This window comes from Pseudomonas sp. SWRI51, from assembly GCF_014268825.1.
GTDB classification, from domain to species: domain Bacteria; phylum Pseudomonadota; class Gammaproteobacteria; order Pseudomonadales; family Pseudomonadaceae; genus Aquipseudomonas; species Aquipseudomonas farsensis.
In genome coordinates this window covers 1-12,674 of record NZ_JABWRG010000126.1, presented here as the reverse complement: position 1 = coordinate 12,674, position 12,674 = coordinate 1, and the positions used below count along the sequence as shown (strand labels likewise).

Sequence of the window (12,674 nt, the reverse complement as noted above, 5' to 3'; positions counted from 1 at the left end):
TTCGCAGCCCATCGCGACACAAGGCCGCTCCTACACAATCAAAAGCGACTTGCCCGAAACCATAGAATCTCCCACAGAGATCGCGCACAGTCGCAACATTGAGGCCTTGTCCAGATCCTGTGGGAGCTGGCGACAGCCTGCGATGAGGCCGGCACAGGTTTGCCCGGCCTTTGATCTTCATCAGCACTCAAGGAGCTTTACATGAACCGTTACCTGTTGTCCCTGGCGCTTCTGGCAGGCCCCACAATGGCTTGCGAGGTGCAGGTTGACAAAGCGTACAAGGACGAGCAGTTCGGCAACTGGGTAATCCCGGTGCAACTCAAGCGCGGCGAGCGCTGCGTCATACACGACTACACCACAGCCGAAGGCCGCAAGACCTGGCTTGAGCGCTGGACGCCGGTCGAAAAAATGGGCGCTATCCACCCGGACAAGCTGGGCCGCCTGCACCGCGAATACCGCATCAGCGCACCCAAACCGATCAATCGCTACGTGTATACCGCAGGCCCCAAGGCCGGCGAAGAGCAGGTGATTTTCGCAGGGTACCCCAACGGTCGTGAAACACGGGCCGTTGCCTATCGGCTGATTATCCGCTGAGCCTTGCAATACGCCGATTTGCACCCATCTTGCAGGGCTGTGCCAACCGGAATGCCCCATGGAACCCAACCGCTTCGGCGACATCGCCGCCTTTGTCAGCGCCGTGAAGGCCGGCAGCTTCACCGCCGCGGGTGCAAGCCTTGGCCTGACCCGTTCGGCGGTGGGTAAAAGCATCGCCCGCCTGGAAGCCCGCATGGCTGTGCGCCTGCTCAACCGCACTACACGCAAGCTGAGCCTGACCGATGAAGGGCAGGTGGCTTTCGAACGCTGGCAGCAGATTCTCGATGACCTCGATGAAGTCGATACCACCATGGCCCAGCGCCGGGGCAAGCCCACCGGCACCCTGCGCCTGACCGCACCGCTGTCGTTCGGCCAGCGCCATGTATTGCCGCTGCTTGACCGCTACCTCAAGCGCTGGCCCGAGCTGCGTGCCGATATCCGCTTCACCGACCGTTTTGTCGACCTGGTCGAAGAGGGCGTAGACGTCGCGGTGCGTATCGGTGCGCCTAAAGAAGACTCGCAACTGCTGACCCGCACCGTGGCCTGGCAGCGCTTCGTCACGTGTGCCTCGCCCGCCTACCTGGCCGCCCACGGCACGCCGCAGGTGCCGGCGGACCTGTACGGGCATGACAAGATCGCGTTTCTGGTGGGTGAAAAGTCCAGCCCCTGGCGTTTTCATACCGAAGCAGGGCTGCATCTGTGCGAAGAGCCTGGGCGGCTGAACATCGACAGCTCCGAAGCGCTGCTCGACGGCGCGCGGGCGGGGTTCGGGCTGATTCAACTGCCTACCTACATCACGGGCGACGACTTGCGCGCCGGCACGCTTGTGGAGGTGCTGCAACAATACCGCCCACCTGCCGACCCCATTCGCATCGTGTACCCGAGCAAACGCCACCTGTCGCCAAGGGTGCGCGGGTTCATCGATCTGCTGGTAGAAAGCTGGCAGCACGGAGTGCCTTGGGAAGTTTGAAAGCCCGTCTACACTGACCAACGGAACCACTGTTAATAATGCCAGTGGAACCGTTGCGCGGATGCGCGCAAGATGCGGTTACCGAGGTTTGCATCTGCAAGCCTCGTAATGAAGAAACACAGTTAATGAATGAGGATTCAGAGCATGTCCAACAGACAGACCGGCACAGTGAAGTGGTTTAACGACGAGAAAGGTTTCGGGTTCATCACCCCTCAGGGTGGTGGCGATGACCTGTTCGTCCACTTCAAGGCGATCGAGTCGGATGGTTTCAAGTCTTTGAAAGAAGGCCAAACCGTCAGCTTCGTCGCTGAAAAAGGGCAAAAGGGCATGCAAGCCGCTCAAGTGCGTCCTGAGTAAGCCAACGCACAGCCCTTGTGCCATAGCCTGAACTGTCATGCAGTTCAGGCTTTTTTATGCCGGCCTCACGGCCGTTGCGGGCGTTACGCCTTCTGCATTACCGGGTAATCGGTATAGCCTTCAGCACCATTGGCATAGTCGAACTGCGCCCGATGCTCGTTCAGCGGCGCTTGCTGCTGTAAACGCTCCACCAGGTCAGGGTTGGCGATAAACGCCCGGCCGAATGCCGCAGCGTCGATCAGGCCACGGTTCAGCAAGTCTTCTGCTTTTTCAGCCGTGTAGGCACCAGCCGCTACGATGACCCCTGGGTAGACCGCACGGATCGCCTTGCGGAACTCGTCGCGCAGCGGTTTGCCGCCCGACCAGTCTGGCTCTGACAAGTGCAGGTAGGCCAGGTTGCGCTTGGCCAGTTCGCCAATCAGGTACAGGCCCGCAGCTTCCTGGTCTTCCCCGTTGTCGACGCCGTTGAAGCCCCCCAGCGGAAAAATACGGATGCCCACCCGGTCGGCGCTCCATTGCGCGATGGCGGCGTCTACCGCCTCCAGCACAATCCGTGCGCGGTTTTCGACGCTGCCGCCGTAGCGGTCTTCACGCAGGTTGGCGCTGGGCGTGAGGAACTGGTGCAGCAGGTATCCGTGGGCGGCGTGCAGTTCGATGAAATCGAAGCCGGCCTCGCGGGCATTGGCTGCCGCCTGGCCGAAGTCCCCGACAATTTCAGCGATTTCGGCCTCACTCAAGGCACGTGGGGTGGAGGTTTCGACGCGCATCAATTGGCCGTGCTCGTCGCGTAGCGTGGTGCGTGCATCGGCAGGCAGCGCCGAAGGTGCCACAGGCGCTGCACCACCGGGTTGCAAGGATGTGTGCGAAACGCGCCCGGTGTGCCACACCTGCACCGCGCTGTGGCCACCAGCGCCGTGAATACCTTCATTGACCTGGCGCCAGGCGGCGATCTGCTCGGCACTGTGAATACCTGGCGAGCCTGAATAGCCTTTGGCCTGGAAGGAAATCTGCGTCGCTTCGGTGATGATCAGCCCGGCGCTGGCACGCTGGGTGTAGTACTCGGCCATCAGCGGCGTCGGCACATCACCCGGCTCGCGGCTGCGCAGTCGCGTCAGCGGCGCCATGAATACCCGGTTGGGCAGGGTGAGGGGGCCGAGCTTGAGCGGTTCGAACAGTTTCATTGAGCACCATCGCAGGTTGAATTGGATGGTGCGCAAGATACAGGGGTGATTGGGGAAAGGGGGGACCGGTACCCCGGCGTCAACGTCCCCAATGGGGAATATAAGGGCATGCAACAGCGGCACGCCCAACAACGTTTACCCGCGGGGCAAGCGCCCGCTGACAAAGTGCGCCACGTCGTTGAAGCCAGGCGTCGAAGCATGCCCCGGCGTCACCAGCGAGTCGATGAAGGCCTCATCTTCAGCCGTTACCTTGACCTCCAGGGCACCGGCGTAAGTGTCCCATTGCGCCTCGGTGCGCGGCCCGACGATGGCCGAGCTGATCAGTTTGTTGTTCAGCACCCAGGCAATGGCGAACTCGACGATGCCCACGCCCTTGGCTTCGGTATAGGCTTGGACCTGGCGGGCGATGCTCAGTGATTCCTGGCGCCATTCCACCTCCATGATGCGCTTGTCCTGGCGCCCGGCACGGCTGCCGGCATCCGGCGTGGAGCCGGGTGCGTACTTGCCGCTGAGCACGCCGCGCGCCAGCGGGCTGAACGGCACCACGCCAAGCCCGTGGAAGGCTGCAGCGGTGATTTGCTCAGGCTCGGCCTGGCGATTGACGATGTTGTACAGCGGCTGGCTGACCACCGGTTTGGCAACGCCAAGTTTATCGGCCACATGGCAAATTTCGGCGATGCGCCAGCCACGGAAGTTGCTCACGCCCCAGTAGCGGATCTTGCCTTGCGCCAACAGGTCGCCAATGGCGCGCACGGTCTCTTCCAACGGCACGCTGTGGTCTTCGCGGTGCAGGTAGTAGATATCCAGGTAATCGGTGCCCATGCGCGTCAGGGTGGCATCGATGGCATTGAACAGGTGTTTGCGCGACAGGCCGCTGCGGTTAGGCACGCCGTCGACCGGGCCGTAGCCGGCCTTGGAGGCGACGATCCACTCATGGCGATTGCGCGCCACGGCCTCACCGACGATTTCTTCGGAGCGCCCGGCGTTGTACACATCGGCAGTGTCGACAAAGTTGATGCCCTGGTCCCAGGCCTTGTCGATGATGCGCAGCGAGTCCTCGGTGCTGGTTTGCTCGCCGAACATCATGCTGCCTAGGGTCAGGGCCGAGACCTGCAGGCCAGAGGTGCCAAGAGGGCGGTATTTCATTGCCGGGAATCCTTTCATCGCAGAGGGAGGTCTGCTGTTTTTACACACAAGCCAGGCGCTTTGAAAGGTTTCGCCGGCATTCCAGGCTGACACAGCTGTGTCAGCGCCGCACCAGGTGTGCCACGGCTGCGACAGTCTGGCCTGAACTGCAGCGCCTCATGCAGCCGGCACCAAGCCCTCTGCCACCGGCTTTACAGCCGCGTTATGCCCCCGTGGCACAGGCATTGCTCTGGGTTCTTGCGACGCTCTACTGAGCTGTCGCCATAACAAGAACGGAGAACCAGCCATGACCCAATCCGGCCCGCATCGCCGGCTGTTGCCGAGTGTCTTGCCCCTTGCCATTGCCCTTAGCCTGTCCTGCCTGCTACCCAGTCACGCCGCCGAGGTGGACGGTGCACGCATCATTGCCGCCGACAAGGAGCCCGGCAACTGGATGAGCCACGGCCGCACCTACGACGAGCAGCGCTTCAGCCCGCTGAAGAACATCGACCAGAGCAACGTCAACCAGCTCGGGCTGGCCTGGAGCTACAAGCTCGACCTGGACCGTGGCGTCGAGGCGACGCCGATTGTGGTCGACGGCGTGATGTACACCACAGGGCCGTTCTCGGTGGTCTACGCCCTGGATGCGCGCAACGGCAAGCTGCTGTGGAAATACGACCCGCAATCGGACCGCCAGCGCGCCGGTGAGGCCTGTTGCGATGCCGTCAACCGTGGTGTGGCGGTGTGGCAGGGCAAGGTCTACGTGGGGGTGCTGGATGGCCGGTTGGAGGCGATCGATGCCAAGACCGGCAAGCGCGTGTGGTCGGTGGACACCCGCAGCGATCATACCCGCAGCTACACCATTACCGGGGCGCCGAGGGTGGTCAACGGCAAGGTGGTGATCGGCAACGGCGGCGCCGAGTTTGGCGTACGCGGCTATGTCACCGCCTATGACGCGGAGACCGGCAAGCAAGTGTGGCGCTTCTTTACCGTGCCCGGCGACCCGAAACTGCCACCGGAGGACAAAGCCATGGCCATCGCCGCCAAGACCTGGCATGGCGATGCGTTCGTCGAGCAGGGTGGCGGCGGCACTGCCTGGGATTCGTTTGCCTACGACCCCGAGCTGAACCTGTTGTACATAGGCGTAGGCAACGGCTCGCTGTGGGACCCGAAATGGCGCAGCCAGGCGAAGGGCGACAACCTGTTCCTGTCATCCATCGTCGCGGTCAACGCCGATACCGGCGAATACGCCTGGCATTACCAGACAACTCCCGGTGACGCCTGGGACTTCACCGCCACCCAGCACATGATCCTGGCCGAGCTGCCCATCGACGGCCGCCAGCGCAAGGTGCTGATGCAGGCGCCGAAAAACGGTTTCTTCTATGTGCTTGACCGCAAGACCGGCGAACTGCTGTCGGCGAAGAATATCGTGCCGGTGAACTGGGCCAAGGGCATCGACATGAAGACTGGCCGGCCCATTGTCGATGACCAGGCCGCCGCCTACTGGAAGGATGGCAAGCGCAAGCTGGTCACCCCGGCGTTCTGGGGCGCACACGACTGGCACCCAATGTCTTACAACCCGCAGACGGGCCTGGTCTACATCCCGGCGCACATCATGTCGGCGTACTACGAACACATCCCCGAAGCGCCCAAGCGCCACCCCTTCAAGAGCGTCTACCAGCTGGGACTGCGCACCGGCATGATGCCTGAAGGCCCGGACGGCCTGCTGGAAATGGCCAAGACCTGGTCCGGCAAGCTGATTGCCTGGGACCCGGTCAAACAGGCGCCGGCCTGGGAAGTGCCCTACATCACCATCTTCAACGGCGGCACCTTGAGCACTGCCGGCAACCTGGTGTTCGAGGGTAGCGCCGATGGCCGGGTGATCGCCTACGCGGCCGAGACCGGCAAAAAGCTATGGGAGTCGCCCGCCGCCAGCGGCGTGATGGCCGCACCGATCACCTATTCGGTAGACGGCGAGCAGTACGTGACCTTCATGGCTGGCTGGGGTGGGGCGTTCAGCACCTTTGCCGGGGCGCTGAGCTTGCGCGCCGGGGTTCAGCCGTTCGCCCAGGTGCTCACCTACAAGCTGGGCGGCACCGCCACGCTGCACGAGCCGCCAGCGCCGGCCGATGCGCCCAAGCCACCGGCGCAGACCGGTGATGCGCAGACCATTGCCGCAGGGGCCGCGCTGTATGACGGTAACTGCTCACAGTGCCACGGTATCCACGCCGTCAGCGGCGGTGTATTGCCCGACTTGCGCAAGCTCAGCGCCGAAAAGCACCAGATGTTTCTCAGCATCCTGTACGGAGGGCGCATCCCCGATGGCATGCCCTCGTTCGCCGACCGCCTCAAGCCTGAAGAGGTGGCCAAACTGCACGACTACCTGATCAAGCGCGCCCATGACCTGCAGACCGAGGGCGATGCCTGGCAGCGTTTCAGCGCCAAGCCTGCCACCCAGCCGCTTGCCGATAACCATACCCAGGAGTGACACCGACATGACGGACACGACCTATCAGAACTTCATCGACAACGCCTTCGTGGCCAGCGCCGAGCACATCGAGGTTTTCAACCCGGCCAACGGTGAGCTGCTGGCCCATGTTCCAGAAACATCGGCCGACCACGTAGAGCAAGCGGTTAACGCTGCAAGGCGGGCGCAACCGGCATGGGCTGCGCGCCCCGCCATCGAACGGGCAGGCTTCCTGCGCCAGATCGCCGCGAAAATCCGCGCCAATGCCGAACCTCTGGCGCGCCTCATCACCCATGAAGGTGGCAAAGTGCAGGCCCTGGCTCAGGTCGAGGTAGCCTTCACCGCGGATTACCTTGACTACATGGCAGAGTGGGCACGACGCCTTGAGGGTGAGGTGCTGACCAGTGACCGCGCAGGCGAACATATCTTCCTGCTGCGCAAGCCATTAGGCGTGGTGGCCGGCATTTTGCCGTGGAACTTTCCGTTTTTCTTGATCGCACGCAAGATGGCGCCGGCGCTGATCACCGGCAATACCATCGTGATCAAGCCCAGCGAAGAAACCCCGATCAACTGCTATGAATTCGCCCGGCTGGTGGCCCAGACCGACCTGCCGGCTGGTGTGTTCAATGTGGTTGGCGGGCGTGGTGCAAGTGTCGGCCATGGGCTGTCGAGCCACCCGGGGGTGGACCTTGTGAGCTTTACCGGCAGCGTTGCCACTGGCGCCCGCATCATGGCAGCGGCAGCGCCGAACATCACCAAGCTCAACCTGGAGCTGGGCGGCAAGGCCCCGGCGATCGTGCTCGCCGATGCTGACCTGGACCTGGCAGTGAGGGCGATCGTCGCCTCGCGGGTGATCAATACCGGGCAGGTGTGCAACTGCGCCGAGCGTGTGTATGTGCAGCGCCAGGTGGCAGATGCCTTCATCGACAAGGTGGCGCACGCGATGTCGTCGGTCCGTTACGGCGACCCATCGCGGGATGCGGACCTGGACATGGGCCCATTGATCAACCAGGCCGGGCTGGACAAGGTGGCGCAGATGGTACGCACGGCAGCCGGGCAGGGCGCTCAGGTGGTGCTCGGCGGCAAGGTGGCGGACCTTGGTGCCGGTTTTCATTACCAGCCGACGGTGCTCGCCGGGTGCAAGGCCGACATGGAAATCATGCGCAAGGAGATCTTCGGGCCGGTGTTGCCGATTCAGGTGGTGCATGACCTGGACGAGGCGATTGCCCTGGCCAATGACAGCGAATATGGCCTGACTTCATCGCTGTACACCCGCGACCTCAATGCGGCGCTGCGCGCCAGCCGCGAGATCGACTTTGGCGAGACCTACATCAACCGCGAGAACTTCGAGGCCATGCAGGGTTTCCACGCCGGGGCGCGCAAGTCGGGGATCGGCGGGGCGGATGGCAAGCATGGGCTGTATGAGTACACCCGCACCCAGGTGGTTTACATACAAGGGTGAGCCGGCCAATTGGGGCCGCCCTGCGGCCCTTCGCGGCCACAGCTCCTCGGCCCCAGAACAATCGCTTTGTGGCGAGCGGGCTTGCCCCGCGTTGGGCTGCAGAGCGGCCCTGCCCTTGGTTGTGGGTTTCAGGGCTGCTTCGCAGCCCAACGCGGGGCAAGCCCGCTCGCCACTACAGCCTGCTTGCCACAAAAAAGCAGATCTCCAGCGGTAGAAGATGCACTGCCCTTCAAACCTGCAGATTAGGCTGCACAATCCCGTACAGCTTCATCTTGCGGTAAAGCGTAGAGCGTGAAATGCCTGCGGTCTGCGCGGCTGCGCTCATGTTCCAGCGCACTTGTTGCAGCACCTGCAACAAATGCTCGGCCTCAACTTGCCCAACCTGCTGCTCCAGCGCTTTTGGCCGGCTTGCGTGAGGCCTCATCAGCAGTTCCTCAGGCAAGCAATCAGCGTCTATCAGGCCATCTTCAGCCAGCGCCATAGCCGAGCGCAGCACGTTGATCAGTTGCCGCACGTTCCCCGGCCAGTGATAGCCCAGCAAGCAATCTCGCGCTTCAGGGCTAAGCGTCACTGGCTGGGCTGCCAGCAAACGCTCGATCAACGCCTCGCGGTCGCCACGCTCGCGCAGCGGCGGCAGTTGCACGCACAGGCCGCTGAGCCGGTAGTACAGGTCTTCGCGAAAACCCTTGCTGGCTATCATTGCCGCCAGGTCCTGGTGCGTGGCACTGATCACCTGGATATCCAGCGGGACCGGGGCCTCGGCCCCCAGTGGCACCAACTCGCGCTCAGCCAGCACTCGCAGCAGGCGGGTTTGCAGGTGCGCAGGCATGTCGCCAATTTCATCAAGGAACAGCGTGCCGCCATGGGCCTGTTCGAGCTTGCCCTTCATGCCTTTGCGGTTGGCCCCGGTAAAGCTGCCGGCGCGGTAGCCAAACAGCTCGCTTTCGATCAGTGATTCGGGGATGGCCGCGCAGTTCAGCGCCACGAAAGGCCCGGCGCGACGCTCACTGGCTTGATGCAGGGCGCGGGCGAAGGCTTCCTTGCCGGTACCGGTTTCACCACCGAGCAAAATGGCGATGTCCTTGTCGAGCACCTTGCGCAGGCGGCGCACGGCCTGTTGCAACTGAGCGTCGCCGCCGGCCAGGGTATCGAGATCGGGGTGGCTGGTGTTGCGAGTTGCTGTGGCGATGACTTTGGCTTTGGCCGGGCGGTAGCCGGCGGGCACGCGCAGGCCGATATTCAGCGGCTGCTGGCCAGCGTGGCTACGCAGTGTCACACCCCGGGCCCCGCCATAGGTAAGGTCGAGCAGTTGGTCGATGCTGGCCGGCAACAATTGCTCGATGCGCATGCCTAGCAGTGCCTGGGAATGGCAGATGAACGCGGCGCGGTTGGCACCGATAACGCGGCCGCTGTCGTCCAGCGCCAGCAACTGGCCGGCTGCGAGGTCTTCGAGGCCGCCGCCAGGGCTCAGCGCTAGCGTCAGGCCGTCGCGGTAGCAGTGGCGAAAATGCGTGTCCTCGATCATCCGCGCATACAGGCTTACCAGTTGCAGGGTCAGATGCTGCGCCTGCTTGGGGCCCTCGGCGTGCAGGCAGGTAGCGTTGAGGCAGCCCAGCAACTGATTCTGTGCATCGAACAGAGGCGATACCGAGCAGCTGAGCTGGGCATTGCTCGCCAGAAAGTGCTCCTCGCGGTGAATGGTCAACGCCTGGCCTGCCGCAAGCGCCGTACCGATGCCGTTGGTGCCCGCAATCGACTCGTCCCAGCAGGCCCCGGCCACCAGCCCTGCACGGGTGTAGCGCAGGGTGTCGGCGGGTAAGCGGGCATCGAGGGTAATGCCGTTGCGGTCGCTCAGCAGCACCGCAAAGCCTGCCGGCGCCACCCGCTGGGCAAGGCCGTTGAGGCCGAGGCCTGCAAGGTTCAGCCAGGCCTCATGGCGAGCCTGATGCTCGCGAACCTCGGCGGCGCCAAGCAGATTGTCTATATGGCGCTGGGCGGGGTCCAGGTGGTGCTGCTTGATACTGCGATACCAGGACTCGGCAATCAGTGCGTCGGGCGCAAGGCTGCGGCCGGGCAGGTGACAGTCGATGAAGGCGGCCAGCTCGCTGGCGCGGGAGGCGGGCGCTGACATGGGCGCTCCTGTGTCTTGTTTTTGTGTGGGGAAACCATAGCAGGTGTGGCACAGAAGAGCAGGTGCAGGCGCATTGCCACCGGTATGCCCCCACAGCATACCGGTGACCGCTAACGGCGCTTAGTGCGGCGCGCGCGGGATGGTCTTGAGCAGGTCTTCCGGGCTGATGTGCCCGACCACCTGCGCCACCGCGCTGCCTGGGGTAGGCAGGTCGATGATGTGGCTTTTCATCTTGCCCACCACGTGCATTTCGCACGGCTTGCAGTCGAATTTGAGGGTCAGCACTTCATCGCCCTGAATCAGTTGCATCGGTGCCACCTTGGTGCGCACGCCAGTCACACCCTTGGCTTGTTTCGGGCACAGGTTGAACGAGAAGCGCAGGCAGTGCTTGGTGATCATCACCGGCACTTCGCCGTGCTCTTCGTGGGCCTCGTAGGCCGCATCGATCAGTTGTACGCCGTGGCGGTGATAGAAGTCCCGCGCCTTTTGGTTATAGACGTTGGCCAGGAACGACAAGTGCGAATCAGGGTAGACCGGTGGCGGGGTGGTTTCGGCCTTGCGGCTGCCGCGTGGGTGGGCCTTGATGCGTGCTTCGGTCAGCGCCTCGATGGCTTCGCGGCGCAGGGCCTTGAGTTGCGAGTTGGGGATGAAGAACGCCTGCGGCGCATCCAGTTCGATGGCGCTGGCGTGGTACATGGTGGTGCCGAGCTGGCCGAGCAAGTCGTGCAGTTGCTCCAGCGCTTGCTGCGGCTTGTTGGCGGCGCCGAACGGCCCGTCCAGTGCCACCTGCACGCTCAAACCCTCTTCACTGCTGGCAGTGAGCATCAGGCGCTGCTCACGCAATACCGCGTGCCACTCGATGCCGACGCGGCGCTCCGCCGAGGTGCGTTGCAGCGCTTGCTGCCAGTTGTGGTCGAGGTTGCGCGACAACGGGTGGTTGGGGCGCAGCTTGTACAGGCCCTCGGGCATTTCGTTGGGCTCGACGCGGTAGCGGTAGCGCTTCTGGCCGTCCTCTTGCGACTCGCTCTTGAGCTCGGCGATGTTTGCCCGGAAACCGATGACTTCGCGCTTGACCAGCACGTTGAGGCCGTCGCCGTTGCTCAGTGGTACCTCGGTTGCCACCAGCAGGTCGCGCTTGCCGACTTTTTCTACCACACCCACGGTCAGGCCGGTGAAGGTCGGCGAGTCGAACGCGCCAATATCGATCTTGCGGTCGCTGACGAAATAGTCGGTGCTGCCGCGGTGGAAGGTCTTGTCCGGGTCGGGCACGAAGAAGTGCTCGGTACGGCCGCTGGAAGCGCGGGCCAGGGCCGGGCGGTCTTCCAGGATGGCGTCGAGCTCTTTGCGGTAGTGGGCGGTGATGTTCTTCACATAGCCCATGTCCTTGTAACGGCCTTCGATCTTGAACGAGCGCACGCCGGCGTCGACCAGGTCGCGCAGGTTGGCGGTCTGGTTGTTGTCCTTCATCGACAGCAGGTGCTTCTCGAAGGCGACCACACGGCCCTGGTCGTCCTTGAGGGTATACGGCAGGCGGCAGGCCTGGGAGCAGTCGCCACGGTTGGCGCTACGCCCGGTCTGGGCATGGGAAATGTTGCACTGCCCGGAGAACGCCACGCACAGCGCCCCGTGGATGAAAAATTCGATGGCCGCATCGGTTTCGGCGGCGATGGCGCGGATTTCTTGCAGGTTCAGCTCGCGGGCCAGCACCAGCTGCGAGAAACCGGCCTGGTCGAGGAAGCGGGCCCGCTCCAGGGTGCGAATGTCGGTCTGGGTGCTGGCGTGCAGCTCGATGGGCGGGATATCCAGCTCCATGACGCCGAGGTCTTGCACGATCAGCGCGTCGACGCCTGCGTCGTACAGCTGGTGAATCAACTTGCGCGCCGGCTCCAGCTCGTTGTCGTGCAGGATGGTATTGATGGTGGTGAACACCCGCGCGTGATAGCGCCGGGCAAACTCGACCAGTTCGGCGATATCGCCGACCTCGTTGCAGGCATTGTGGCGCGCGCCGAAGCTTGGGCCGCCGATATAGATGGCGTCAGCGCCGTGCAGGATCGCTTCGCGGGCGATGCTCACGTCACGGGCAGGGCTGAGCAGTTCCAGGTGATTCTTTGGAAGGGACATGTCGTTATGGTTCGGGCGGTCACGGTAAGGCGGGCATTGTAACGGTGAAATGCCTCGCTGGCACCTTTGGGTGCCCAGATCCTGTGGGAGATTCTATGGTTTTGTGCGAGCCCGCCCTGGCCTCATCGCAGGCTGTGGCCAGCTCCCACAGGGACCGTGCTCAACCGCAACATTGCTGGTTGTACCCGATCCTGTGGGAAACGATAGATAGTTGTGGCGAGCGGGCTTGTCCCGCGTTGGGCTGCGCAGCAGCCCTGAAAACCCAA

At 63.3% G+C, this 12,674-nt stretch carries 9 protein-coding genes; 5 read left to right on the top strand and 4 right to left on the bottom strand.

Annotated elements, in window-relative coordinates:
- Positions 1 to 201: 201 nt before the first annotated feature.
- The 3 genes from HU720_RS22475 to HU720_RS22465 all read left to right on the top strand — a co-directional run bounded on the left by HU720_RS22475 (position 202) and on the right by HU720_RS22465 (position 1,921).
- A complete protein-coding gene (locus HU720_RS22475) occupies positions 202 to 594 on the top strand; it encodes a hypothetical protein (RefSeq protein WP_186523051.1) in 393 nt (130 codons plus the stop codon).
- Between the two features lie 58 nt (positions 595 to 652).
- Positions 653 to 1,564, top strand: a complete 912-nt coding sequence (locus HU720_RS22470; protein ID WP_186523049.1) for a LysR family transcriptional regulator — start codon at positions 653 to 655, stop codon at positions 1,562 to 1,564.
- A 144-nt stretch (positions 1,565 to 1,708) separates the two neighbouring features.
- Positions 1,709 to 1,921: a cold-shock protein gene (locus tag HU720_RS22465; RefSeq protein ID WP_003179963.1), complete on the top strand. Its 213-nt coding sequence runs from the start codon at positions 1,709 to 1,711 to the stop codon at positions 1,919 to 1,921.
- An 83-nt stretch (positions 1,922 to 2,004) separates the two neighbouring features.
- On the opposite strand, the gene HU720_RS22460 is transcribed toward HU720_RS22465, so the two are convergent.
- Both HU720_RS22460 and HU720_RS22455 read right to left on the bottom strand, forming a co-directional pair.
- Positions 2,005 to 3,102 carry an alkene reductase gene (locus HU720_RS22460; RefSeq protein WP_186523047.1) on the bottom strand — a complete coding sequence of 366 codons (1,098 nt, stop codon included), beginning with the start codon at positions 3,100 to 3,102 and terminating at the stop codon, positions 2,005 to 2,007.
- 135 nt (positions 3,103 to 3,237) lie between these two features.
- Positions 3,238 to 4,248, bottom strand: coding sequence for an aldo/keto reductase (locus HU720_RS22455; protein WP_186523045.1), 1,011 nt, complete (start codon positions 4,246 to 4,248; stop codon positions 3,238 to 3,240).
- Between the two features lie 286 nt (positions 4,249 to 4,534).
- On the opposite strand from HU720_RS22455, the gene HU720_RS22450 reads away from it, so the two are divergent.
- Together HU720_RS22450 and aldA are read left to right on the top strand one after the other, a co-directional pair.
- Entirely contained in the window at positions 4,535 to 6,715 is a 2,181-nt protein-coding gene (locus HU720_RS22450; RefSeq protein WP_186523041.1) for a PQQ-dependent dehydrogenase, methanol/ethanol family, read from the top strand.
- A gap of 7 nt (positions 6,716 to 6,722) precedes the next feature.
- Positions 6,723 to 8,156 (top strand): aldehyde dehydrogenase, encoded by a 1,434-nt coding sequence (gene aldA / locus HU720_RS22445; RefSeq protein WP_186523040.1) that lies wholly within the window; start codon positions 6,723 to 6,725, stop codon positions 8,154 to 8,156.
- 229 nt (positions 8,157 to 8,385) lie between these two features.
- On the opposite strand, the gene HU720_RS22440 is transcribed toward aldA, so the two are convergent.
- Positions 8,386 to 10,287 carry a sigma-54-dependent Fis family transcriptional regulator gene (locus HU720_RS22440; RefSeq protein WP_186523038.1) on the bottom strand — a complete coding sequence of 634 codons (1,902 nt, stop codon included), beginning with the start codon at positions 10,285 to 10,287 and terminating at the stop codon, positions 8,386 to 8,388.
- A 120-nt stretch (positions 10,288 to 10,407) separates the two neighbouring features.
- The gene (locus HU720_RS22435; protein WP_186523037.1) at positions 10,408 to 12,408 is read right to left on the bottom strand and encodes a U32 family peptidase; all 2,001 of its coding nucleotides are present in this window, start codon (positions 12,406 to 12,408) and stop codon (positions 10,408 to 10,410) included.
- Positions 12,409 to 12,674: the final 266 nt, after the last annotated feature.

Bases quoted from the DNA above. Each gene is read 5' to 3' on its own strand.
- HU720_RS22455 (WP_186523045.1), bottom strand. From the start codon at position 4,248: ATGAAATACCGCCCTCTTGGCACCTCTGGCCTGCAGGTCTCGGCCCTG.
- HU720_RS22465 (WP_003179963.1), top strand. From the start codon at position 1,709: ATGTCCAACAGACAGACCGGCACAGTGAAGTGGTTTAACGACGAGAAA.
- HU720_RS22435 (WP_186523037.1), bottom strand. From the start codon at position 12,408: ATGTCCCTTCCAAAGAATCACCTGGAACTGCTCAGCCCTGCCCGTGAC.
- HU720_RS22450 (WP_186523041.1), top strand. From the start codon at position 4,535: ATGACCCAATCCGGCCCGCATCGCCGGCTGTTGCCGAGTGTCTTGCCC.
- HU720_RS22460 (WP_186523047.1), bottom strand. From the start codon at position 3,102: ATGAAACTGTTCGAACCGCTCAAGCTCGGCCCCCTCACCCTGCCCAAC.
- HU720_RS22475 (WP_186523051.1), top strand. From the start codon at position 202: ATGAACCGTTACCTGTTGTCCCTGGCGCTTCTGGCAGGCCCCACAATG.
- aldA (WP_186523040.1), top strand. From the start codon at position 6,723: ATGACGGACACGACCTATCAGAACTTCATCGACAACGCCTTCGTGGCC.
- HU720_RS22440 (WP_186523038.1), bottom strand. From the start codon at position 10,287: ATGTCAGCGCCCGCCTCCCGCGCCAGCGAGCTGGCCGCCTTCATCGAC.
- HU720_RS22470 (WP_186523049.1), top strand. From the start codon at position 653: ATGGAACCCAACCGCTTCGGCGACATCGCCGCCTTTGTCAGCGCCGTG.